This window comes from Flavobacterium tistrianum (assembly GCF_003254545.1).
Taxonomy (GTDB): domain Bacteria; phylum Bacteroidota; class Bacteroidia; order Flavobacteriales; family Flavobacteriaceae; genus Flavobacterium; species Flavobacterium tistrianum.
The window spans coordinates 590,963-614,528 of sequence record NZ_QJRH01000073.1 but is presented as its reverse complement, the minus strand read 5'-3'; the positions used below and the strand labels follow the sequence as shown (position 1 = coordinate 614,528).

General features: G+C 34.3%; 20 protein-coding genes. 15 read left to right on the top strand and 5 right to left on the bottom strand.

Annotated features, from left to right (window positions below; all coding sequences use genetic code 11):
• Positions 1–114: 114 nt before the first annotated feature.
• The gene (gene argH / locus DMB71_RS21640; RefSeq protein ID WP_111369685.1) at positions 115–1,395 is read left to right on the top strand and encodes an argininosuccinate lyase; all 1,281 of its coding nucleotides are present in this window, start codon (positions 115–117) and stop codon (positions 1,393–1,395) included.
• A gap of 81 nt (positions 1,396–1,476) precedes the next feature.
• Here argH and DMB71_RS21635 read toward each other — a convergent pair whose 3' ends face one another.
• Positions 1,477–2,793 carry a pectate lyase family protein gene (locus DMB71_RS21635; protein WP_111369684.1) on the bottom strand — a complete coding sequence of 439 codons (1,317 nt, stop codon included), beginning with the start codon at positions 2,791–2,793 and terminating at the stop codon, positions 1,477–1,479.
• Positions 2,794–3,054: 261 nt separating this feature from the next.
• Between DMB71_RS21635 and DMB71_RS21630 the strand changes: the two genes are divergently transcribed.
• Together DMB71_RS21630 and DMB71_RS21625 are read left to right on the top strand one after the other, a co-directional pair.
• Positions 3,055–4,056: a DUF2157 domain-containing protein gene (locus tag DMB71_RS21630; protein ID WP_111369683.1), complete on the top strand. Its 1,002-nt coding sequence runs from the start codon at positions 3,055–3,057 to the stop codon at positions 4,054–4,056.
• Complete coding sequence (locus tag DMB71_RS21625) at positions 4,053–5,216, top strand: hypothetical protein (protein ID WP_111369682.1); 1,164 nt, start codon at positions 4,053–4,055, stop codon at positions 5,214–5,216. The genes DMB71_RS21630 and DMB71_RS21625 overlap by 4 nt, the downstream gene beginning before the upstream one ends.
• 162 nt (positions 5,217–5,378) lie before the next feature.
• Here the strand turns inward: DMB71_RS21625 and ytxJ are convergent, their stop codons facing one another.
• Positions 5,379–5,768: a bacillithiol system redox-active protein YtxJ gene (ytxJ, locus tag DMB71_RS21620; protein WP_111369681.1), complete on the bottom strand. Its 390-nt coding sequence runs from the start codon at positions 5,766–5,768 to the stop codon at positions 5,379–5,381.
• A 206-nt stretch (positions 5,769–5,974) separates the two neighbouring features.
• On the opposite strand from ytxJ, the gene clpB reads away from it, so the two are divergent.
• The 6 genes from clpB (at position 5,975) to DMB71_RS21590 (ending at position 12,311) form a co-directional block, all read left to right on the top strand.
• The gene (gene clpB, locus DMB71_RS21615) at positions 5,975–8,572 is read left to right on the top strand and encodes an ATP-dependent chaperone ClpB (protein WP_111369680.1); all 2,598 of its coding nucleotides are present in this window, start codon (positions 5,975–5,977) and stop codon (positions 8,570–8,572) included.
• A gap of 402 nt (positions 8,573–8,974) precedes the next feature.
• Positions 8,975–9,859 (top strand): DUF808 domain-containing protein, encoded by an 885-nt coding sequence (locus tag DMB71_RS21610; protein ID WP_111369679.1) that lies wholly within the window; start codon positions 8,975–8,977, stop codon positions 9,857–9,859.
• Between the two features lie 351 nt (positions 9,860–10,210).
• Entirely contained in the window at positions 10,211–10,624 is a 414-nt protein-coding gene (locus tag DMB71_RS21605) for a hypothetical protein (protein WP_111369678.1), read from the top strand.
• 161 nt (positions 10,625–10,785) lie between these two features.
• A complete protein-coding gene (locus tag DMB71_RS21600) occupies positions 10,786–11,031 on the top strand; it encodes a hypothetical protein (RefSeq protein ID WP_111369677.1) in 246 nt (81 codons plus the stop codon).
• Positions 11,032–11,325, top strand: coding sequence for a type II toxin-antitoxin system RelE/ParE family toxin (locus DMB71_RS21595; protein ID WP_111369676.1), 294 nt, complete (start codon positions 11,032–11,034; stop codon positions 11,323–11,325).
• Between the two features lie 95 nt (positions 11,326–11,420).
• Positions 11,421–12,311, top strand: coding sequence for a carbon-nitrogen hydrolase (locus DMB71_RS21590; protein WP_111369675.1), 891 nt, complete (start codon positions 11,421–11,423; stop codon positions 12,309–12,311).
• A 318-nt stretch (positions 12,312–12,629) separates the two neighbouring features.
• Here the strand turns inward: DMB71_RS21590 and DMB71_RS21585 are convergent, their stop codons facing one another.
• Positions 12,630–13,889 (bottom strand): OmpA family protein, encoded by a 1,260-nt coding sequence (locus DMB71_RS21585; protein WP_111369674.1) that lies wholly within the window; start codon positions 13,887–13,889, stop codon positions 12,630–12,632.
• 201 nt (positions 13,890–14,090) lie between these two features.
• Entirely contained in the window at positions 14,091–15,611 is a 1,521-nt protein-coding gene (locus tag DMB71_RS21580) for a choice-of-anchor I family protein (protein ID WP_111369673.1), read from the bottom strand.
• Between the two features lie 183 nt (positions 15,612–15,794).
• Between DMB71_RS21580 and DMB71_RS21575 the strand changes: the two genes are divergently transcribed.
• The gene (locus tag DMB71_RS21575; RefSeq protein WP_111369672.1) at positions 15,795–16,835 is read left to right on the top strand and encodes an agmatine deiminase family protein; all 1,041 of its coding nucleotides are present in this window, start codon (positions 15,795–15,797) and stop codon (positions 16,833–16,835) included.
• A 213-nt stretch (positions 16,836–17,048) separates the two neighbouring features.
• Entirely contained in the window at positions 17,049–18,233 is a 1,185-nt protein-coding gene (locus tag DMB71_RS21570) for an endonuclease/exonuclease/phosphatase family protein (RefSeq protein ID WP_111369671.1), read from the top strand.
• Positions 18,234–18,335: 102 nt separating this feature from the next.
• Here the strand turns inward: DMB71_RS21570 and fahA are convergent, their stop codons facing one another.
• Complete coding sequence (fahA, locus tag DMB71_RS21565; RefSeq protein ID WP_111369670.1) at positions 18,336–19,619, bottom strand: fumarylacetoacetase; 1,284 nt, start codon at positions 19,617–19,619, stop codon at positions 18,336–18,338.
• Between the two features lie 109 nt (positions 19,620–19,728).
• On the opposite strand from fahA, the gene glyA reads away from it, so the two are divergent.
• The 4 genes from glyA to DMB71_RS21545 all read left to right on the top strand — a co-directional run bounded on the left by glyA (position 19,729) and on the right by DMB71_RS21545 (position 23,520).
• On the top strand, positions 19,729–21,003 hold the full coding sequence (gene glyA / locus DMB71_RS21560) for a serine hydroxymethyltransferase (protein ID WP_111369669.1): 1,275 nt from the start codon (positions 19,729–19,731) through the stop codon (positions 21,001–21,003).
• A 117-nt stretch (positions 21,004–21,120) separates the two neighbouring features.
• Positions 21,121–21,714 carry a tRNA-(ms[2]io[6]A)-hydroxylase gene (gene miaE, locus DMB71_RS21555; protein ID WP_111369668.1) on the top strand — a complete coding sequence of 198 codons (594 nt, stop codon included), beginning with the start codon at positions 21,121–21,123 and terminating at the stop codon, positions 21,712–21,714.
• A gap of 241 nt (positions 21,715–21,955) precedes the next feature.
• Positions 21,956–22,996: a GMP reductase gene (locus DMB71_RS21550; RefSeq protein WP_111369667.1), complete on the top strand. Its 1,041-nt coding sequence runs from the start codon at positions 21,956–21,958 to the stop codon at positions 22,994–22,996.
• A 20-nt stretch (positions 22,997–23,016) separates the two neighbouring features.
• Complete coding sequence (locus DMB71_RS21545; RefSeq protein WP_111369666.1) at positions 23,017–23,520, top strand: GNAT family N-acetyltransferase; 504 nt, start codon at positions 23,017–23,019, stop codon at positions 23,518–23,520.
• Positions 23,521–23,566 lie beyond the last annotated feature (46 nt).

Here is a 23,566-nt window from a genome sequence, read left to right as displayed (position 1 = left end):
GAATTATTTTTTACTATCAAAAATGAAATATTAATTCGAATTAATTCGAAAAAAATAATCGAAAAGATTTTAAAAAACAATTCGTGAATTCGTGGCGAAAAAAAAACATAACCTATGAAACTTTGGGAAAAAGGAATACCAACAGATAAACAAATCGAACAATTCACCGTTGGAAACGATCGTGAACTGGATTTGGTTCTAGCAAAATACGATGCTTTAGGTTCAATCGCTCATGCTAAAATGCTTGGGCAAATTGGTTTGTTAACTTCAGAAGAAACAACATCTTTAGTTGATGCTTTAAACGAAATTATTGCGGATATTGTAGTTGGAAATTTCGAAATCGAAGACAGTTTTGAAGACGTACATTCCAAAATAGAATATCTTTTAACTGTAAAACTAGGCGATGCTGGAAAGAAAATCCACACCGCGCGTTCTCGTAATGATCAGGTTTTAGTAGATGTTCATTTGTATTTAAAAGACGAATTAAAAGCAATAAAAGAGCAGGTTAAAACACTTTTTGACTTGTTGATGGAATCGGCAGAAAAACATCAAAACATTTTATTGCCAGGCTATACGCATTTGCAAATCGCAATGCCATCGTCTTTCGGAATGTGGTTTTCTGCTTACGCTGAAAGTCTGATTGATGATATTACAATGCTGAACGCAGCTTCAAAAATTGTAGATCAGAATCCGTTAGGTTCTGCTGCGGGTTACGGAAGCTCATTTCCAATCAACAGAACATTTACAACACAGGAATTAGGTTTTGAAACTTTGAAATACAATGCTGTTGCTGCACAAATGAGTCGTGGAAAAGCTGAGAAAACAGTTGCGTTTGCTATGACGAGCGTTGCTGGAACGTTATCAAAATTTGCAATGGACGTTTGTTTGTACATGAGCCAGAACTTTGATTTTATTGGTCTTCCAGCGCATCTTACAACAGGTTCTAGTATTATGCCTCACAAGAAAAATCCGGATGTTTTCGAATTAATCAGAGGAAAATGCAATAAGATTCAGGCGCTTCCTTACGAAATCACTTTAATTACTAATAATCTTCCAAGCGGCTATCACAGAGATTTACAGCTTTTAAAAGAAGGTTTGTTTCCAGCGATTCAAAACCTAAAAGCTTGTTTAGATATTGCAATTTTCTCAATAAAAGATATTACGGTAAAGGATCATATTTTAGAAGATAAAAAATATGATTATTTGTTTACAGTAGATACTTTAAACGAAATGGTGGTTGCAGGAATGCCGTTTAGAGATGCGTACAAAGCTGTTGCCGAACAATTGGAAGCTGGAACGTACAAATCTCCAAAAGAGACAAAACACACGCACGAAGGCAGTATTAATAATTTATGCCTTGATGCGATAAAAGATAAAATGAAAGCAGCTTTTTAATTTCTGTAAGATGTAAAAAGTGAAATGTAAAAAGTAAAAAGGTCATTGATTTGTTCAATGACCTTTTGATTTATAGAAGAATTAGTTTTTTACTAGTTTAAATGTTTTGCTTCGATTGTCAATTTGTACTTTGCACACATAAATGCCTTTTGCAAGATTTCCGACGTTTAATTCTAATTTTTCGTCTGGAGAAACATTTTGAGAATGTGAATAAATTTTTGATCCATTAGAAGAAAATAAATTCACTTCTGCTAAACCATTATCAGAACTTGAAAAATCAATATTCAAAAGGCGATTTATAACTGATGGATAATACTTCAAATCCAGATTATTTGCATTTTCATTAAGTCCTAAATTATTACAGCTTGTAGAAAGAACGCCTTGAGCGGTAACCTGAAGCGTTGCTCCGGCTCCGCATGTAGCATTTGAAATATATCCCGCAACATTACCAATTGGCAGAACGCTATAAGTGTACGAAGGTTTTGTTACTGGCGTTCCTGAATTTGCAGGCGCATTCAAGCAATCTGAAAAAGCAATTCCAATTGTTCCGCCATCAGTGCTTATATAATTTTTAAAAGCAGTTCCGATTTTAGCAAAGTCAGTTCCTTCTACATAACAACTTGTATTGTTGCTTCCGCCACCTAAACCAATGGCTAACGAACCCGAAACAGACGTATTATAATAACAATTTAAAATATGAAGTTCAGCATTTCTGGCTCTTGGCATTCTCTCTTTACAGCCTTCAGCCCAATAACAGTCTTTAAAAGTAATACTGTAATGTCCGTCGGCAGGAGCGTCGGTTTTAGAAGAGCCAACTAAATCAGAAAAACGGTGATCATCGGCTCCGCCAGAACCTCCAGCTTTTGGAGCTTTCAAGTAAATAAATTTACACCAAGAAACTGTTACGTTATCAGCGGCACCTTTATTGTCAAAATTGCCATCCATTCCATCTTGAAATTCACAGTGATCGACCCAAAGATTCGTTGCTTCAGAAGTTAGGTTATCACGTCCATCGACATCATAAGCGCCAGGGCCTTCAAAAATTAAATTCCTAATGATAATATTATTCGACCCAGGTTTTAAACTCAAAATTCCCGAACCCGTTGCGGTTTGATCTAGATTTACTAATCTAGCACCCGGAAGGCCGATTATGGTTTTGTCATTTACGAGCAAACTTGTGTACGTGCAATTAATAGTTCCTGAAACTAAAATTACTTGCGGAGTGGTCAATTTCAGTTTTGCTGTTAAATCGGCTAGAGTAGTTACAGTAACAGGAGTTGCGCTTCCTCCGCCAATCGCAGAAGCGCCAAATCCTTCAGGTGCGCTCATAAAGTAATTTTGAGCAAACAAAAAGGAGCAAGGTAAAAGCAATGCTAATAATATAAGTTTTGTTTTCATTTCTTAAGTGTGGTTTTTTGTGGTTTATTGGTTAATGTAATCGATTGCACAAATGTAAAAGAATTAAAATAATTTCAAATTATTTTATAAAATATTTATCTTTTAAAGTTTTGATTTATAGAACTATAATTGTTGTTTTTACACTAATTAAAGATGGTTTTTTCGTGGTTATAGTTTAGAAAAAATATTAAAGGTTTTAAGAGAAAAGGAGAAAATTCATGCTAAATACATATATTTGATGTGCCAGTTTAAAACATACCAATGGAAAAATTCAAAGATCAGTCTGCTCTCCATCTTTTTGAGAAAGGCTTAATTACTGAAAATCAGTTTGAGGAAGTTAAAACCTATAGAAGTCTAAATATCTTTTCATTAAATGCAGAATTAAAATTATTTCTTTATTTATCAGTATTGCTGTTTACTTCAGGAATTGGAGTTTTAATTTATGAAAATATTGATACCATAGGTCATATTGCCATTCTATCATTGCTTTTAATTGTGATTGCGGTTTGCTTTTTTTATTGTTTTAAGCACTCTAAAGGTTTTCAAAAAGCAGAAACAACTTTTGAGCATCCTGTTTTAGAATATCTGGTTTTGGCAGGTAATATTTTGACTTGTATTTTTATTGGTTATCTTCAGTTTCAATATAAACCTTTTGGAGAACATTACGGATTAGCGACTTTAGTGCCGACTGTTGTGAGTTTCTTTTGTGCTTACTATTTTGATAACAGAAGTGTTTTAACCATTGCCATTACAGGTTTGGCTGCCTATGTAGGTCTTTCGGTTACGCCACAAGACATATTTAATGACAGTAATAATTTGTATGCAAGCCAAAGTTTGAGCTATTCTGCAGTAATGTTAGCTGTTCTATTGGTTTTATGGACAATTTACAGTGGTCGAATTTCTCTCAAAACCCATTTTGGCTTAGTTTTTCTCACTTTTGCGTTGCATATTGTAAGTATAGCATCCATCAGTAATCTAACAGGTTACGATACATTAACCTGGGTGATTTTTGCCCTAATTTTAGCTGGTTCGACATATTATTTTTATAAAGCTAGTTATCAGTATAAAGCAATGTCGCTATATGTATTTATGATTGTTTATGCTTACATCGGCGGAAATATTGTTTTGTTCAGAGTTTTTGAAAACGTTGATTTCTCTGATGTTTGGGAATTATTTATTTTCTTGTTGCCGGCTTACTTTGTTGGTTCGATTATAATGTTCATTAAATTAATTAAAAACTTCCATAAAGAAATCGCAGAATGATAGTATACAACAAACAATTATTAGATAATGAAGTTTTAGTTGATGAAGCGGATACTTTGTATAAAGGAGGTTTTATCAGTAAAGTGCAGAAGAAATTTATAGAAAAAGAACTGCCAGTTCTAAAAAGCCAGAATAATATTTTAGTTCGAATAGGTTTCTTTTTGCTTGGCTGTTTATTATATGTTTCAATTTGTGGAGCAATTTCTTTGTTTGGCCTAAGTGCTGAGAATACATTTTTTAAAATATGTTGCTATATTTTTGCTGCAGTTGGTTTTGCAGGAGTAGAATTGCTTGCCAATCAGGAATATCATAATCACGGTTTAGATGATGCTTTTATATTGAATGCACTTTTATGTTTGGGAGCTGCTATAGGAATAACAACAGAAGGTTACGAATTGGTAATTGCTTTTTTTGTAGCAGTTGGAGCGCTTTTCATGTTTTTAAGATATCTGCATGTATTATCAATGCTCGTGTTCTGCCTTTCGGCAACTGCATTTTTGTTTTTCGGAATGTTTGAATTTGGAGATGTTGGAAAAGCTATTTTGCCATTTGTGGCAATGATTTTTGCTGGAGTTTTTTACTTTTTGACTAAAAAAATGATGAATCGTTTAAGCGAAAGCTATTACTATTACGGACTATTATTAGCAAATAGTTTTTGTCTGATTTTATTTTATCTTTCTTGTAATTATTTGGTTGTAAGAGAACTTTCAGCGGAGCTTTTAGGAACTGAAGTAAAACCAGGAACAGATATTCCGTTTGCGTATTTCTTTTACGCATTTACTTTTGCAGTTCCTGTGTTTTATTTGGTTCGAGCTTTAAAAACAAAAGACAGAATAATGCTTTGGTTGAGCTTTTTGGCGATTGCATTTTCAATTTATACTATTCGATTTTATCATTCAATTTTACCAATCGAAGTCGCACTTACATTTGGAGGTGTAGTTTTATTTGCAATTGCTTATTTTTCAATTAAAAAATTAAAAGAAAAAGAAAGCGGATTGACTTTTAAACCAGATAGAATCAATCATTCAGATAGTTTATTAAATGCTGAAGCTTTAGTTGTAGCTTCAACTTTCGGAATGAAACCAGAAGTCAAAACAGATTCTCCAATGGAATTTGGTGGAGGAGGGTTCAGCGGTGGCGGATCAGAAGGGACTTTTTAAATTGTTTAGCCAAAGATTATATAGATTAAAATGATTTTCTAATCTTGGTTAAATCGCCACGAATTCACGAATTTATATTTCAAAGATTATCAAAAAATAATTCGTGAATTCGTGGCGAAAAAAAAATCTTTTTAATCCCATTAATCTGTGGCAAAAAAAAAATCATACTTTGCTTTTCAATGCCTCGGCATCAATATCACTATGCGAAACATCGTAAACTGCTTTTCCGTTTTTGATTAAAATCAATTGAGGAGATTCGTGGTACACTCCAAATCTGCTGGCAATTTCATTTGAAATATCTCTATGTGCTATTAGATCTAAAAAATATGCATCAACTACGCCGTCAAGATCAAATTCTCTTTCAAATTGCTTTAGAGCCATACGGCTAATACTGCATCTTGTACTATGTTTGAAAATTACAACTGGTCTTTCTTGAGAAATGGCTTCAATTTCCATTAATTGAAGCATATCTGTTAATTCTGTCCAATTAACTTTGCTTTTTGCGGCTTCTGAGTTCTCTGAACTTCCGAAGATTGAATTAAAAAAACTCATATTTGGCTTGTTTTATGACTTTTTGACGCTTTAAATCGAAAAAAGCTTGATTTTTACTGTCGTTTTGTCTGTTTTTGTGCTATGGAATATAATTTGTCTATTTCAATGCAAAGTTAAATTATTTGAGCTAAAGATTTACCTCAATAAATCGTAACTTTAATCTTATAAAATGTCAAACAAATAAAATCAATCAAAATCGTAAAAATATGAATATAAATAAGTTTACTATTAAATCGCAAGAAGCCATTCAGTTGTCGCAGCAATTAGCACAGCGAAATGGACAGCAGCAAATTGAAAATGAACACATTTTCAAAGCCATTTTTGAAGTGGATGAAAACGTAGCGCCATTTATTCTAAAAAAATTGAATGTAAATGTGCCCTTGTTTTTACAAATTTTAGACAGTACAATTCAGAGTTTTCCAAAAGTTTCTGGTGGAGATGTTATGCTTTCCAGAGACGCCAATAAAGCTTTGAACGAAGCTGAAATTATTGCACAAAAAATGAACGACGAATACGTTTCGATCGAGCATTTAATTTTAGCCATTTTTGACTCAAAAAGTAAAGTTTCTCAGATTTTAAAAGATCAGGGAGTTACTGGAAAAGGTCTGAAAGCGGCCATTGAAGAATTAAGAAAAGGGGAAAGAGTGACTTCAGCTTCGGCAGAAGAAACGTATAATTCGCTAAATAAATTTGCTAAAAACTTAAACGAATTAGCGCGTACAGGAAAACTAGATCCAGTTATTGGGCGTGATGAAGAAATTCGTCGTGTATTGCAGATTCTAACTCGTAGAACAAAAAATAATCCAATGCTTATTGGTGAACCTGGGGTTGGTAAAACCGCAATTGCAGAGGGGTTAGCACATAGAATTGTAGATGGAGACGTTCCAGAAAACTTAAAAGAAAAAATCGTTTTCTCATTAGATATGGGAGCTTTGATTGCTGGAGCGAAATATAAGGGAGAATTTGAAGAACGTTTAAAATCGGTTGTAAAAGAAGTTACAGCAGCTGAAGGTGATATTGTTTTGTTTATCGACGAGATTCATACGCTTGTAGGAGCGGGTGGAGGTGAAGGCGCAATGGACGCGGCAAACATCTTGAAACCAGCTTTAGCTCGTGGAGAATTGAGAGCGATTGGTGCAACGACTTTAGATGAATATCAAAAATATTTTGAAAAAGATAAAGCGCTTGAAAGACGTTTCCAAAAAGTGTTAATCGATGAGCCAGATACAGAAAGTGCCATTTCTATTTTACGTGGAATTAAAGAGAAATACGAAACGCATCATAAAGTTCAAATTAAAGACGAAGCGATTATCGCTGCGGTTGAACTTTCACAACGTTATATCACGAATCGTTTCTTGCCAGATAAAGCGATCGACTTAATGGACGAAGCGGCTTCTAAATTGCGTATGGAAATCAATTCAAAACCTGAAGAGTTAGATGTTTTGGATCGTAAAATCATGCAGTTGGAAATTGAAATTGAAGCCATCAAACGTGAGAAGGAAGAAAGCAAGCTGAAAATTTTAGGTATGGAATTGGCCAACCTGAAAGAAGAGCGCAACGAAATCTATGCAAAATGGAAACAGGAAAAAGATATCGTTGACGGAATTCAGGCTGTTAAACACGAAATTGAAGACTTTAAATACGAAGCAGAACGTGCAGAACGTGAAGGCGATTACGGAAAAGTAGCCGAAATTCGTTACGGAAAAATAAAAGAAGCACAGGAACGACAAGAAACTTTGCAGAAACAATTGCTTGAATTCCAATCTGGTAATTCTTTAATTAAAGAAGAAGTTACCAGAGAAGATATTGCAGAAGTTGTAGCAAAATGGACAGGAATTCCAGTTACAAAAATGCTTCAGACAGAAAGAGAAAAATTATTGCATTTGGAAGACGAATTGCACAAGCGTGTAGTAGGTCAAGAAGAAGCGATAGAAGCGGTGAGTGATGCTGTTCGTAGAAGCCGTGCCGGTTTACAGGATATGAAAAAACCTGTTGGTTCATTCTTATTCTTAGGAACAACCGGAGTTGGTAAAACGGAGCTGGCAAAAGCTTTGGCAGAATATCTTTTTGATGATGAAAACGCCATGACTCGTATCGATATGAGTGAGTACCAAGAACGTCACAGTGTGAGCCGTTTAGTTGGTGCACCTCCAGGATACGTAGGTTACGATGAAGGAGGTCAGTTAACAGAAGCTGTTCGTAGAAAACCTTATTCTGTGGTGTTGTTAGATGAGATCGAAAAAGCGCATCCGGATACTTTCAATATTTTATTGCAAGTTCTAGATGAAGGGCGTTTGACAGACAACAAAGGACGTTTGGCTGATTTTAGAAATACGATTATTATTATGACCTCAAATATGGGAAGTAATATTATTCAGGAGAAATTTGAAAACCTAAAAGGAAGTGTTGAAGCAGCAACAGAAGCAGCTAAAAACGAAGTTCTAGGGTTGTTGAAACAAACTGTTCGTCCTGAGTTTATCAACCGTATCGATGAAATTGTTATGTTTACACCGCTTACGGTAGAGAACATCTCAAGAATCGTAAACTTACAGTTAAAGAGCGTTACCAAAATGCTGGCGCTGCAAGGTATTACAATGGATGCAACTCCAGAAGCTATTGCGTATTTGGCAGACAAAGGTTATGATCCGCATTTTGGTGCGAGACCAGTAAAACGTGTGGTTCAGAGAGAAGTTTTAAATCAATTGTCAAAAGAAATTTTGGCAGGAAATATTACAACAGACAGCATCATCTTATTAGATGCTTTTGATGGCAAACTGGTTTTTAGAAACCAGACAGGTAAATAATTATTTTTGTTTAGTTAATCTTGAAAAAAAGCATCAGCGCTAAAAAGCTGATGCTTTTTTTTTGCTTCGAATTCTGAAACTTTTTACACAATTCTTATAACAATAAATTTTGAAGAAATATCCAATTTTAAGTTTATAAAAATCAGCAAATTATTAATTTAAAAATTAAAGTCATGAATAATATTTTCAGAGGATTATTAGCAGGATATGGAGCTAAGAAGTTAGGCGGAGGCTGTTTCGGAACCATTATAGTTTTTATTATTCTTTGGGTTCTTTTAGGACAATGCAGTTAAAAATCCAATAAAGAAAAATACGAATAAAAAGATAAATTTTGATGCAATATTATTGGGCAGATTAAGCCAAAATGTCTAGATTCGCATCACTAAAAATAAATTTTATAAAATGGGTTCAGGTTTTTTTGCACTATTAGATGATATCGCAGCAATTATGGATGATGTTGCCGTAATGAGTAAAGTTGCTGCAAAAAAAACAGCAGGGATTTTGGGTGACGATTTAGCTGTAAATGCAGAAAAAGCTTCTGGATTTGCATCTTCGCGAGAATTACCGGTTTTATGGGCAATCAGTAAAGGTTCTCTATTGAATAAAATTATCATTCTTCCAATTGCATTTTTGCTAAGTGCATTTTTTCCAATTGCCATTATAATAATTTTAGTTTTGGGAGGACTTTTTTTAGCATACGAAGGAGCCGAAAAAATCTATGAGTTTATTGTTCCTCACAAACATGAAGAATCTGAAGGAATTACAGATGAAGTCCTTACTGAGGAACAAATTTTATTAATTGAAAAAGATAAGGTGAAATCGGCAATTGTAACTGATTTTATTCTTTCGGTTGAAATCGTAATTATCGCATTAGGCACTGTAATGGATCAGCCTCTTATACAGAAGATAATTGTAACTTCGATAATTGCAGTTGTGGCTACAATTGGAGTGTATGGAATAGTAGCACTTATTGTTAGAATGGATGAAGCAGGTTTCAAGCTTATTAAATCTAGTAAAAGTGAAAAAAGCCTTTCTAGATTTATTGGAAACTTATTAGTAAAAGCGCTTCCATTTGTAATAAAAGCCTTAACGGTAATTGGGACAATTGCATTACTTTTGGTTGCTGGAGGAATCTTTGTACATTACATTCCATTTTTCCATCATTTATCAGAAGAAATTAAAATCCCTGCTATAATTAAAGAATTTACAGTTGGACTAGTTTTAGGGTTTGTTGTTTTGATTATTATTAATGTTTTCAAAAAGATTTTTAAAAAGAAAGACGCATAATTTAGAACCAAAATATATACATCAGAAACACCAGTTTAACGCTGGTGTTTTTTTGTTTTATATGTAGATTAAAATTGTTTTAAGAATAAAATTATTTCTGCAATTGATTGTTTTTTGTTTCTGAAAAATTATCGAAAATACTACAATAAGATCTGCTTTTTATCTCGAATAAATAAGAAAGGTTTGCTTCAGTTGCAAAAAAATATCATTAAAATCAGTATTTTTTTATCTAAATAAAGGTTTGACTTTTAGTTATTTAGTGTTTTAGTAAAATTTTTAACATTTTACCTTAAGCAACCATTGCAACTATGCTACATCTTCATAGTAATTAACAATTAATTATTATTTTATATGAAAAGTTTTAGATTAAAAACAGCTTTAGTAGTATTATTTTTATCAATTGGATTTGTTTCATGCAGTAATGATGATGATAAAGATCAAACACCAGCTCCAACTACAAAGGCAGCTCTAGTTACAGAAATTAAAGGACCAGCAACTGGAAAAGTAAATGATGAACTAAGCTACGATGTGACTTATACAGTTGATAACGCTTGTGCTGAGTTTGATAAAATCTCAGAAGTAACAATTGGATCTGTAAAAGGTTTGCAAGTAATTGCAAAATACCCATCACAAGTTTGTACTCAGCAAGTGCCAGAGCCAAAAAAGACAGTTTATAAATTTAAAGCAACTGCAAAAGGAACTTTCGAAATTAAATTCAAGAAATCAGAAACTGAATTCTTAACTCAGAAAGTTGTGATCGAATAACAACTATTTTTAGTTGATATTTTTTTAGGTTGAAAAGCCATTTTACTGAGGTTTAATTTTAAGCTGATGTAAAATGGTTTTATTTATTAAATATTTAAAATCTATAACTTTCAAGTCTATCCTAAAAATGTTATCTTTGAGTTTGTAAAAAAAATGTGATTATGGGGGCTTTAGAATTGAGAGATAGTATTTTAGAATATATAAATACAGCAGATGAACGTCTTTTAAAGGTTGTAAAAGCAGTGATTGAAAGTTATCAAGAAGATGAGATTGTCGCTTTTTCAGTTGACGGAAAACCTATTACTAGATCTGAGTATAAAGCTGAGTTGGCAAATGCTGAAAATGAAATTAAAATAGGAAACATAATTTCACAAGAAGATTTAGAAAAAGAATCTGAAAATTGGTAGATGGGTAGAATGGTAAAAGTTATTTGGACAAATTCTGCCAGAGATCAATTAAAAGCGATTTACACATTTTATAAGGAGAAATCATCTCAAGGAGCTTTAAATGTAAAAACAGATATTTTAAACAAGGTTAAAAGCATCGTTTTTACAGAACAATATCAGAAAGATGATGTTGAACCAGAATATCGAAAAATTATTGTTAGAAATTATAAGATTCTGTATAAAGAAATAGATGATACAGTTTTTATTGTGAAAATATTTTCAATGAAACGTTTTCCGAATAGTCAGATGGAGTAGAGCTTTTTTGGAGCTATTTTTTTATGTATATGAGATAAAACCTCACTTTGCCATTCCTTTAAAATTTACTATTTTTGCACTCTAAATTTTATGTCATGGCGAAAAGAAAGTATAAAATATCGGTTATTCAGTTAAATCTGAATGATGTTGCCGAAAATAATCTTAAAAAATGTATCAGCTGGGTAAGAGACGCTGCCAGTCAAGGCGCAGAAGTTATCTTATTGCCTGAATTATATAGCAGTCATTATTTTTGTCAAAGTGAAGATGTTGACAACTTTGCATTAGCAGAGCCGCTTTACAGCACTTCATTTATTGCATTCAGCGAATTGGCAAAAGAATTAGGAGTAGTAATTATTGTTCCTTTCTTCGAGAAAAGAATGGCTGGAATTTATCATAACAGTGCTTATATTATTGATACTGATGGAACTGAAGCTGGGTTATACCGTAAAATGCATATTCCAGACGATCCGCATTTCTATGAGAAATTTTATTTCACTCCAGGAGATTTAGGTTTCCAAGCAATTGAAACTAAAAAAGGAACTGTTGGAACATTAATCTGTTGGGATCAATGGTATCCAGAAGCAGCTCGTATTACGGCTCTTAAAGGTGCAGAGGTTTTATTTTATCCAACAGCAATTGGATGGCATCCAAAAGAAAAAGAGCAATACGGAGAGAACCAGTATGGCGCTTGGATGAACGTAATGAAAGGTCATGCGGTTGCAAATGGTGTTTTCGTTGCTGCCGCAAACCGAATTGGTTTAGAGAAGTATATTGAAGGAACAGAAGGAATTCAATTCTGGGGAGCTTCTTTCATTGCTGGTCCGCAAGGAGAAATTTTAGCTCAGGCTTCACACGATAAAGAAGAAATCTTAATTGCTGAGGTTGATTTAGATCTTCAGGAAAATGTTCGTCAAAACTGGCCTTTCTTTAGAGATAGAAGAATTGATGCTTTTGGAGATATTACAAAAAGAGCGATCGATAAATAATTAGGTTTATCTGAATATAAAAGAAGGACAAAATTCACATTTTGTCCTTTCTTTTTATATAAGCTTCGGAAAAGCTAGGTATTTATCGCATTTCAATAAGACAAATGGAAAAAGAGCTCCAGCGGAGTGACACATATTAGATTGCAAACGAACATGTCGCTCCGCTGGAGCTTTATATCATAAACGTATATTCTTTGTTATAAATATTTCGCTTTTCCGAAGCTTTAAATAAGTATCAAAATCTAGTTTTTTTTATAATAAAAAGGAGCTATTTCGTATTGAAATAGCTCCTTTTCTGTTTTTAGCTTTATATATAGATTACTTCACTTGGAAAGTAACTCGTCTCACGATTTGACGTGCTTCTTTAGAATTTTTGTTAACAGAAGTATCTTCTCCATTAGCAATAACATTCAATCTTGAAGCGTCAATTCCAGCATTAACTGCTACTTTTTTCACAGCTTCAGCTCTTTTTCTAGATAATTCAGTATTGTAGCTTGAACTTCCAATTTCATCAGCATAACCAATAATATCAGCCGATTTCCCAGGATTGTTTTTCATGTATTTCACTAAGAAATCAACACCAGATAAAGAAGCGTTTGTTGGTTTAGACGAATTGAAATCGAAGTAAACATTTACATAACCACCGTTGATTAATTCTTCAACTGTATTGTTTGTAGCCGTTCCAGCGCCTTTTTTCTCGTAATTTTTATCTAAATAGCTTTCTAACTCATCTGGAACACCGTTTTGATTCGTATCGATAGATTGTCCTTTTGTGTTAACAGCAACTCCTGCAATAGAGTTTGGTTCTAAATCGTATAAGTCAGCAACTCCATCTTTGTCTGAATCGATAAGACCAGTTTCGATTAAGTCCACTCTTTTTTCCAATTCACCAATTCTATCTTCTTCGCCAACCCAGTCAGCATGTCTTTCGTTTTTACCTAAGTAGAAAGTTAAACCAACAGAAGCATTCAATAAAACACCGTCAAAAGAACCAGTTGTAGTATTGCCCATTCCGTCAAAGTTCCAGTTTTGTCTTCCGTTTACAATTCCGGTAAGGTCACCTGTTAAAGCTACTCTGTTGCTTAATCTAATTTGTCCAGTTAAACCAGCAATTCCGTGCGCCATGTAATCCTGACCTCCAAATCCAGTTTCTGTGCTAATTTGAGAAACCCCGAAACCACCATGAGCTAAAAGTCCGATTGTGTTTGTCCAAGTTTCGAAATTTAAAGCACGTCCAACATTGATAACTCCTTGCAAACTTGCTCTAACATAACGGCTTTCAAAATCTGGAGTGTTTTTTTTCTCTTTAAATTGGTCATAACCCACATCTAATTTTACCCCAAACTTTGGACTAAACATATATCTAACACCTAAATCTCCGTGGAAAAAGTTTAATGATTCTGTAGTATAACCTGGAGTCATTGTTCTGGTTGGTTTGTTAACCCCGCCATTTAGTTCTATCGACCATTTGTTGAATTCTTGATCTACGCTAGGTTTAGCAGAAGTGGTAGCCATATTTTGAGCGCCTGCAGCAAATGATAGTAATAATAAGGATACTGATACTAATTTCTTTTTCATGATATCAAAAATTAAATTGTTTTTATTTTAAACTCAGGAACAAAATTAGAAGTCGAATTCTAGAAAGTGTTGTATATACCCTTACATAATTCCCATATTTTAGCTTTTAATTGTGTAAATCCGTTAAAATAAGTACAATAGAATGCATAAAAAAGGACAAAATTCACATTTTGTCCTTTTGGCTATCCTAAAAAAGAGTTATTATTTTAAATCAGGCTGATAAATTTTAACAGATCCATCTCCTTCGCTGCTTACTACCAATAAGCTTCTTTTTGTTGGGCTTTTTGAAGCCGGAATGAAAAGAATTCCTTCAGGAGCATCTCCTGTTTTTACAGTTTGTAAGTATTGTGGCGAAGTCGGATTTGTAGCATCGTAAACCATAAAAGCATCAGATCTTTCTAAACCAACAAACAAAATGTTTTGATTTCCCATTTTAGCTGCAACTACAGCTTCTGGTTCAGAACCTTTATCATCACTTCTCTTATCGTCGTAAGTACCTATTTCGTTTGTTTTCTTATCAACATCATTTTTGCTGTCAAAAACAATTTTTCCTGTGTTTCCATTCCAGATAGAAAAAGATCTTCCGCCAAAACTTACCATTTGGTCTAAATCTCCATCTCCGTCAGTATCTCCCATGTCTGCAACAAGATTCAATCTTCCTAAATTGGTATCTAATTTTAAAGTAGCTGCATCTGGGAAAGCAGTTGCATCTAGTGTCATGCTTTTCATGCGTTTAACATCAGTATATGCAGTGTATTCTCTTGCATCACCTTCATTTGCAGTAACAAAATATGGAGTATTGTTTATGGTAAAATGACTGATAGCATCTGGCATATAAAGTCCTTTTACTTTCCAAGGATTAAAAGCAATTTTATTATCGCTGTCACTTACATCAATTGCATTTTCAGCAGTATTGTAATCTTTTAAACCTAAAGGGTAAATTGCTGTAATAGTTTTAGAAGTTAAGTCAACTTTTGCAACACCATTGTTTTCTTGTAATGTAACCCAAGCAGTCTTAGAATCGTCAGAAATAGTAATGTATTCTGGTTCGATATCTTGAGCAAAACTAGTTTTAGCAAATTTTGAAATTCTAAATCCGTCTTTTGCCAATGCCGCAGCTTGACCAGCAAATGAAGCAAAATCTAAAGTTGTTACATTATAAGAGCTCGTTTCAATAATAGAAATCGTTCCGTTTGGATCTTGTGTATAATCTGCATTTGGCTCGCCTTCATTAGCAGTCATGATAAATTTTCCGTCTGGAGAAAAAGTAATCATATCTGGTAATGCACCAACAGTTACTTGTTTGATTAAGCTATAATCTGAAGTATTAAAGATAACAACTTTTCCATTTCCTTGTTTGTTTACAGTAGATTCTAAAGCTACAGCCAGTTTCCCGTCAAAAACAGAAACGCTGTTTGCAGCACCTTCGTAAGCAACTAAATCAATCTTTCCGATTTTTGTTGGTTTTGTTGGGTCAGTAATATCGATAACGTCAATTTGATTAACGCCGCTGTTGTTTACTGTAAAAAGTCTTTTTGTTTTTTCGCAGTAAGCAGAAATTTCGGCTGCGGCTTCTCCACCAATGGTAATAGAACCAATTTCTTTAAAAGTTCCAGGGTTTTCATTCACAACAACCTCAGGTTCGTTGTTAGAATTTTCATCATTATTACAGCTCGCCAATATAAATAGAGCTGCTAATAATGGGAGAGATAAATTTTTCATGTGTTAGTTTTTAGTTTTGGCAAAAGTAATTCTGAGCTCCCTGTTAAATATTAAGTGTGTATTATTTAATCTTTAACTTAAATTTTGCAGGATAAGGTTTGTGAAATTTGGAGGAATTTTAATCAAATGTTTTATAATCCTAACGAATGCTTATCTTTGCATTTTCTAAATTAGAACCTATTTATGTCAACAAATAATAGAAGATTTCCAGCAGAATGGGAAAAACAGCAAGGAATTGTATTGTGTTTTCCGCATAATGGTAACGATTGGCCGGGAAAATACGAAGCCGTTCAATGGGCTTTTGTAGAATTTATAAAAAAAGTAGCCACTTTTGAAACTGTTTTTTTGGTTGTAGCCGATGAAAAACTGAAAGAAAAAGTTGCTGATATGCTTGAAAGAGCGCGTGTGAATCTGAAAAACGTTTCTTATATCATTCATAAAACCAACAGAAGCTGGATGCGAGACTCTGGACCAATTATTGTGAAAAATGGTTCGAAAAGAGAAGCTTTAAACTTTAATTTCAATGGTTGGGCAAAATATAAAAATTATCAATTAGACAAATTTGTTCCAGGTAAGGTAGCTGATTTTATTGATGTGCCTTTAACGCAGGTAATGTATAAAGGAAAACCTGTAATTGTTGAAGGTGGAGCAATTGATGTAAACGGAAAAGGAACTTTATTGACTTCTGAAGAGTGTTTGATGCATCCAACAATTCAAGTGAGAAATGCTGGTTTTACCAAAGAAGATTACGAAGCTGTCTTTAAAGAATATCTTGGAGTTACCAACGTAATTTGGTTGGGTGACGGAATAGAAGGAGACGACACTCATGGACATATTGATGATTTGTGCCGATTTGTAAATGAAGATACGATTGTAACAATTGTAGAAACAGATAAAAACGATTCAAACTACAAACCTTTACAAGATAATTTGAAACGTCTGCAAAATGCAAAATTAGAAAACGGAAAATCTCCAGTAATTGTGGCACTTCCGATGCCAAAACGCGTAGATTTTGAAGATTTAAGATTACCGGCTAGTTATGCAAATTTCTTGATTTTGAATAATTGTGTTTTAGTGCCAACATTTAACGATAGCAATGATCGCGTAGCATTGAATATCTTAGCAGAATGTTTCCCTGATAGAGAAGTTATCGGAATCAGCTGTATTGATTTCATCTGGGGATTCGGAACTTTGCATTGCTTAAGTCAGCAGATTCCTGCATAAAAATAGTAGTCACAGATTATAAAATAATCGTTTTGATTTTTTTTATCTGTGATAAAATTATCAGATATACAGATACTTTCTTGTATTATTTGAGCTGTCACCAAAAGTGGCAGCTTTTTTTGTTGTATATTTAACAGAGAGATTTGACACCTGTCCCAACATCCTTCTTATATTCGTATGTTCAACAATGCAGAAATGCAGATTTAATTTTATATGAAGAAAATATTTTTTATTCTTTCTGTGCTTTCTTCAGGAGTTCTATTTTCACAGTCTGAGTCGCAGGAAAAAAATGAGCTTACATTTGCTACCTACAATGTAAGTATGGAATCTGATAATTATTCTCCCAAAGGCGCAATGGGAAAATCAGAGCAGATATTGATTAAGCAGCTTAGTTCAGGAAATAATACTCAAATCAGAAATATTGCCCAGATTATTCAGACTGTTAGACCAGATGTTATTCTGTTAAACGAATTTGATTATATTAAAGACCCTGAACTTGGTGTAAAGGCGTTTATAAAAAATTACTTGAATGTGAGTCAAGGCGGGGCAACGGCAATTGATTATCCTTACTACTATTATTCAACAGTGAATACGGGTCAGCCAAGCCCTTACGATTTGAACAATGATGGAAAGTTGGATAATTTTGGAAATGATGCATGGGCGTTTGGTATGTATCCTGGACAATATGGGATGATGCTTTTGTCTAAATATCCTATTGATGTTAATGCGATTCGCACTTTTCAGCATTTTAAATGGAAAGATATGCCAGGAGCATTAATTACCAAAAAAGCAGATGGGTCAGATTGGTACAGCAAAAAAGCATGGAAGGAATTTCCATTGTCTTCAAAATCTCACTGGGATGTTCCTGTGCAGATTGGTAATGAAACAGTTCATGTTTTAGTCAGCCATCCAACTCCTCCTACATTTGATGGTACTGAAGATCGTAATGGGAAAAGAAATCACGATGAAATTCGATTCTGGAAAGACTATATTTCAGACAATTCTGCTTCGTATATTTATGATGATAAAGGTGTAAAAGGTGGTTTGCCTCCGAATTCTCGATTTGTCATCATGGGTGATCAAAACGCTTCACCAGTTGAAGGAGATGCTATGAGAGAAGGTATAAAGTCTTTAGTTGAAAGCCCGAAAATTAATAGAGACTTTACGCCTGCTAGTAAAGGTGGTGCTGAATTTAGTCCTAAAAATCCTTTTGGGGTTAATCATACAGCCTTTTGGAGAATGCGAGCCGATTATGTATTGCCGTCCAAACTTGGATTTAAGTTGGTCAATAGCGGTGTATTCTGGCCTGCAAAAGGAGAGCCAATGTCGCAATTAGTTGAAAAACGCGAATCAAGTTCTGATCATCGTTTGGTTTGGGTAAAGGTGATTTTAGAATAGATAATTTTTCCCTTCAATTTTAGGCTAATGTAAAGCATAAAAAAAACCTTGGCAATGACCAAGGTTTTTTGTTTTCTATATCTCTTCAGACTGATCTGCTCTTCATTGTCTAGTAAAAGGAGGCAATAATTGGCTAGAAACTTCTCCAAAACCAATTCTTACTTCGTTATTTTCACAGAAACCGCGAATAATTACAGTGTCATTATCTTCAATAAATTTACGTTCGCTTCCATCTTTCAATTTTAACGGATTTTTTCCGCCCCAAGTTAATTCCAGCATAGAACCAAAACTATCAGGAGTTGGACCAGAGATAGTCCCAGAACCCATCATATCGCCAGAATTTACACGACATCCGTTTGAGGTATGGTGTGTCAATTGCTGAGCCATAGACCAATACATATATTTAAAGTTAGATCTTGAAATAACAGTTTCTTCTTGATCTTCAGGTTGTAACGAAACTTCCAGATGAATATCAAAAGCTTTTTTTCCTTTTGTCTGTAAATATGGAAGCGGTGATGGATCTTGTTTTGGACCTTTTGTTCTAAAAGGTTCTAAAGCATCCATAGTCACAATCCAAGGTGAAATGGATGTGGCAAAGTTTTTAGCTAAAAATGGTCCAAGAGGCACATATTCCCATTTCTGAATATCACGAGCACTCCAGTCATTTAGTAAAACCATTCCGAAAATATAATCTTCAGCTTCATAAGTTGAAATATTTTCACCCATTACATTTACATCTGTAGTGATAAAAGCAGTTTCTAATTCAAAATCTACTAAACGAGAAGCCCCAAAAACAGGCGTGTCATGACCAGCAGGCAAAGTTTGTCCCATTGGTCTGTGAACTGGAATTCCAGATGGCACAATTGTAGAACTTCTTCCGTGATATCCAACCGGAATATGTAGCCAGTTTGGCAATAAAGCATTGTCTGGATCACGGAACATTTTCCCTACGTTTGTAGCGTGTTCTCTGCTTGAATAAAAGTCAGTATAATCACCAATTAAAACTGGCAATTGCATTTCTACGTCTTCGATTTTAAATATAACAATATCGCGATGTTTTGTTGTATCTCTTAACTGCGGATTGGTCTCGTCGAAAATCTCAGCGATGCGATTTCGAACCAAACGCCATGTTTTTTTTCCATCAGAGATAAAATCATTTAGCGTATCCTGCATAAACATATCATCGGTTAATTCTATTCCTTCAAAATAGTTTAATTGCTGCAAAGCCCCTAAATCTATGGCATAATCGCCAATTCTTGTTCCTACAGTAACGACATTTTCTTTGGTAAGAAATACACCGAAAGGAATATTCTGAATAGGGAAGTCGCTATTTTGAGGCACTTCTAACCATGATTTTCTACTGGTATCGTTGGCGGTTATTGGCATGTCTAATGTTAATTGTTTGTTGAAAAATTACATGTCAAATATATCATAATCTAGCTGTTTGGCAAACGTTTTTTTGTATTTTTGCGTGAAATTAACGAAAAACAAAAAAATGCAACGCGACGAACAAATTTTTGATCTTATCCAAGAGGAGAAAGAAAGACAAATTCACGGACTAGAGCTTATTGCTTCTGAGAATTTTGTAAGTGATGAAGTAATGGCAGCAGCAGGGTCTGTTTTAACTAATAAATATGCTGAGGGTTATCCTGGCAAAAGATACTACGGTGGTTGTGAAGTAGTTGACGTTATTGAGCAAATTGCAATTGACAGAGCTAAAGAATTATTTGGTGCTGAATATGCAAACGTACAACCTCACTCAGGTTCTCAGGCAAATACATCTGTTTACCATGCTTGTTTAAATCCTGGAGATACTATTTTAGGTTTCGATTTATCTCACGGAGGTCACTTAACTCACGGTTCTCCAGTAAACTTCTCAGGACGTTTGTATCGTCCAGTTTTCTACGGTGTAGATGCTGAAACAGGTCGTTTAGATTATGATAAAATTCAAGAAATTGCAACTAAAGAACAGCCAAAATTAATCATTGCTGGAGCTTCTGCTTATTCTCGTGATATGGATTTTGCTCGTTTCAGACAAATTGCAGATAGCGTAGGAGCAATTTTATTTGCTGATATTTCTCACCCAGCAGGTCTTATTGCAAAAGGATTAATGAATGATCCAATTCCACATTGCCATATTGTTTCTACAACAACTCACAAAACATTAAGAGGACCACGTGGAGGTCTTATTTTAATGGGTAAAGATTTCCCAAACCCACAAGGATTAACAACTCCAAAAGGAGAAATCAGAATGATGTCTTCATTATTAGACTTAGCTGTTTTCCCTGGAAACCAAGGTGGACCTTTAATGCACATTATCGCTGCTAAAGCGGTTGCTTTTGGTGAAGCGCTTAAAGATGAGTTCTTTACTTATGCAATGCAATTAAAGAAAAATGCAAATGCGATGGCTGATGCTTTCGTAAAAAGAGGTTATAACATTATCTCTGGCGGAACAGATAACCACATGATGCTAATTGACTTAAGAAATAAAGGAATTTCTGGTAAAGAAGCTGAAAATGCATTAGTAAAAGCTGAAATTACAGTAAACAAAAACATGGTTCCTTTTGACGATAAATCTCCATTTATCACTTCTGGAATTCGTGTTGGAACAGCTGCAATCACAACTCGTGGTTTAGTTGAAAAAGATATGGAAACTATTGTTGAGCTTATCGATAAAGTTTTATCTAACCATACAGATGAAGCTGTTATTGAAGAAGTTGCTGAACAAGTAAACGATATGATGAGCGAAAGACCGATTTTCGCATATTAAGAAATAGTTTCAAGTTTAAAGTTTTGGACTGTTCAAAAGACAGTTTAGAACTTTAAACTTTTTTCGTTCCTAAAAGAACCTGAAACGTGAAACCTGAAACAAAATAAACAAAAGACTATGGGCGTACTAAGATTACAATTGCCAACCGACCCAAGATGGGTAAATATTGTTGAGAAAAACATCGAAGAAATCTTAACAGATCACGCTTGGTGCGAACAAAAAGCAGCGACAAACGCGATTACAATTATTACAAACAATCCAGAACATCAGGATTTGGTTCAAGATTTATTAGCTTTAGTAAAAGAAGAAGTGGATCATTTTGAGCAAGTTCACAATATCATCATTAAAAGAGGACTAAAATTAGGTCGTGAGCGTAAAGACGATTACGTAAACGAACTTTACCAATACATGAAAAGAAGTGGTGACGGAAGCCGTGTTTCTGGACTTGTAGAAAGACTTCTTTTCTCGGCTATGATTGAAGCTAGAAGCTGTGAACGTTTTAAAGTGCTTTCTGAAAATATCCAAGATGAAGAATTGGCTGTTTTCTACAGAGAATTAATGGAAAGCGAAGCAGGACATTATACAACTTTCATCACTTACGCTCGTAAATACGGAGTTGGAATTGACGTTGAAAAACGCTGGAGAGAATGGCTGGCATTCGAAGAATCAATTATTACCAATTACGGGAAGAACGAAACGATTCACGGATAAAGAAAATAAATTCCAATTTTTGAAATTCCAAATTCCAATTCTCACGTTTTAGGTTTGTCAGGCTGAGCGAAGTCGAAGCCACGCAAAGTATATCAAATTTTCAAAACATCATATTTGATTTGAGCTTTCGCGAAAGCGAACTAATAACTTAATTGTTCAAAAGTTCAAGTTTTTGTTAATCTAATATCTGAAATCTAAAATCATAAATTCTTACATTTGAGAGTAACCAAAATCTCGAACTATGAGAATAGAAATGGACCTGAAATTAGGATTTAAAGACGTAATGTTTAGACCTAAAAGATCAACGCTTAAAAGCAGATCTGAAGTTTCCTTAGAGCAAAATTTCAAGTTTTTGCACAGTACTGCTAGTTGGATAGGAATTCCGATTATGGCTGCCAATATGGATACTGTGGGTACTTTTGAAATAGCAAAGGTTTTGGCTAAAGAAAAGCTTTTCACAGCCATTCATAAACACTACACTTTAGAAGAGTGGAATGCATTTCTCAAGAACGTAACTCCAGATTTCTACGATTATATTGCCGTAAGCACTGGAACAGGAAAAGAAGATTTTGAAAAGATCGAAAAAATAATAACTGCAAATCCACTACTGAAATTCATTTGTATTGATGTTGCAAACGGATATTCGGAACACTTTGTTCAGTTTTTGAAAAAAACTCGAAAACAATATCCTGATAAAATCATTATTGCAGGAAACGTAGTTACAGGAGAAATGACCGAAGAACTCCTGTTAGCTGGAGCTGATATTGTAAAAGTCGGAATTGGGCCTGGTTCTGTATGTACAACACGTGTCAAAACTGGTGTTGGTTATCCCCAGCTTTCAGCAATAGTAGAATGTGCCGACGCTGCTCACGGTTTAGGCGGACATATTATCAGCGACGGTGGCTGTACAACTCCTGGAGACGTAGCCAAAGCTTTTGGAGCAGGAGCTGATTTTGTAATGTTGGGAGGAATGCTTGCTGGACATACCGAAAGTGGAGGAGAGCTAATCGAGGTAAAAGGAGAGAAATTCAAACAATTTTACGGAATGAGCTCTAAAACCGCAATGGATAAGCATGCTGGCGGTGTTGCAGAATACAGAGCAAGCGAAGGAAAAACAGTGCAGGTTCCGTTTAAAGGCGAAGTGATTTATACTGTCTTAGATATATTAGGCGGAATAAGAAGCACTTGCACTTATGTTGGAGCTTCAAGATTAAAAGAATTGACTAAACGAACGACTTTCATCCGCGTAAGCGAACAAGAAAATCAAGTTTTTACTAAATAAAATATACTTCAAAACACATTATGATTAGCATTTCAGAAGCAGGGTTAGGCGATATCAGTACAATTCAGAAAATTACAAACATCACTTGGCCTATTACTTATGGTGAAATTTTATCTAAATCTCAATTAGATTATATGTTAGGTTTGTTTTATTCTAATGAAGCTTTGGCAAAGCAAATTGAGAATAAAGAACAATTATTCTATCTTATTTTAGATTCTGAATCTACAATTGGCTTTATCGGAATTGAGCATCATTATAAAAACGAAGCCATTACCAAAATTCATAAAATCTACTTGTTGCCAGAAACACAAGGAAAAGGGTATGGGAAAAAAGTATTTGATTTTATAGAAAGAATGGCTTTAGAAAACAAATCAAAGCAATTATCATTAAACGTAAATCGATTTAATACAGCGTTAGATTTTTATAAAAAAATAGGTTTCGAAATTAAAGAAACCGTTGATATAGAAATTGGAAACGGGTATTTAATGGAGGATTATGTGATGGGGAAAGAAATCTCAAAGTAATTTTTCAGCATTTTTGTCATTTCGACGAAGGAGAAATCTTCGTAAG

Coding starts and splice junctions, on each gene's coding strand:
- DMB71_RS21590 (WP_111369675.1), top strand. CDS start 11,421: ATGGCGAAAAGAAAGTATAAAATATCGGTTATTCAGTTAAATCTGAAT.
- DMB71_RS21580 (WP_111369673.1), bottom strand. CDS start 15,611: ATGAAAAATTTATCTCTCCCATTATTAGCAGCTCTATTTATATTGGCG.
- fahA (WP_111369670.1), bottom strand. CDS start 19,619: ATGCCAATAACCGCCAACGATACCAGTAGAAAATCATGGTTAGAAGTG.
- DMB71_RS21550 (WP_111369667.1), top strand. CDS start 21,956: ATGAGAATAGAAATGGACCTGAAATTAGGATTTAAAGACGTAATGTTT.
- DMB71_RS21625 (WP_111369682.1), top strand. CDS start 4,053: ATGATAGTATACAACAAACAATTATTAGATAATGAAGTTTTAGTTGAT.
- miaE (WP_111369668.1), top strand. CDS start 21,121: ATGGGCGTACTAAGATTACAATTGCCAACCGACCCAAGATGGGTAAAT.
- DMB71_RS21570 (WP_111369671.1), top strand. CDS start 17,049: ATGAAGAAAATATTTTTTATTCTTTCTGTGCTTTCTTCAGGAGTTCTA.
- ytxJ (WP_111369681.1), bottom strand. CDS start 5,768: ATGAGTTTTTTTAATTCAATCTTCGGAAGTTCAGAGAACTCAGAAGCC.
- DMB71_RS21545 (WP_111369666.1), top strand. CDS start 23,017: ATGATTAGCATTTCAGAAGCAGGGTTAGGCGATATCAGTACAATTCAG.
- DMB71_RS21575 (WP_111369672.1), top strand. CDS start 15,795: ATGTCAACAAATAATAGAAGATTTCCAGCAGAATGGGAAAAACAGCAA.
- argH (WP_111369685.1), top strand. CDS start 115: ATGAAACTTTGGGAAAAAGGAATACCAACAGATAAACAAATCGAACAA.
- DMB71_RS21595 (WP_111369676.1), top strand. CDS start 11,032: ATGGGTAGAATGGTAAAAGTTATTTGGACAAATTCTGCCAGAGATCAA.
- DMB71_RS21635 (WP_111369684.1), bottom strand. CDS start 2,793: ATGAAAACAAAACTTATATTATTAGCATTGCTTTTACCTTGCTCCTTT.
- glyA (WP_111369669.1), top strand. CDS start 19,729: ATGCAACGCGACGAACAAATTTTTGATCTTATCCAAGAGGAGAAAGAA.
- DMB71_RS21605 (WP_111369678.1), top strand. CDS start 10,211: ATGAAAAGTTTTAGATTAAAAACAGCTTTAGTAGTATTATTTTTATCA.
- DMB71_RS21600 (WP_111369677.1), top strand. CDS start 10,786: ATGGGGGCTTTAGAATTGAGAGATAGTATTTTAGAATATATAAATACA.
- DMB71_RS21585 (WP_111369674.1), bottom strand. CDS start 13,889: ATGAAAAAGAAATTAGTATCAGTATCCTTATTATTACTATCATTTGCT.
- DMB71_RS21610 (WP_111369679.1), top strand. CDS start 8,975: ATGGGTTCAGGTTTTTTTGCACTATTAGATGATATCGCAGCAATTATG.
- DMB71_RS21630 (WP_111369683.1), top strand. CDS start 3,055: ATGGAAAAATTCAAAGATCAGTCTGCTCTCCATCTTTTTGAGAAAGGC.
- clpB (WP_111369680.1), top strand. CDS start 5,975: ATGAATATAAATAAGTTTACTATTAAATCGCAAGAAGCCATTCAGTTG.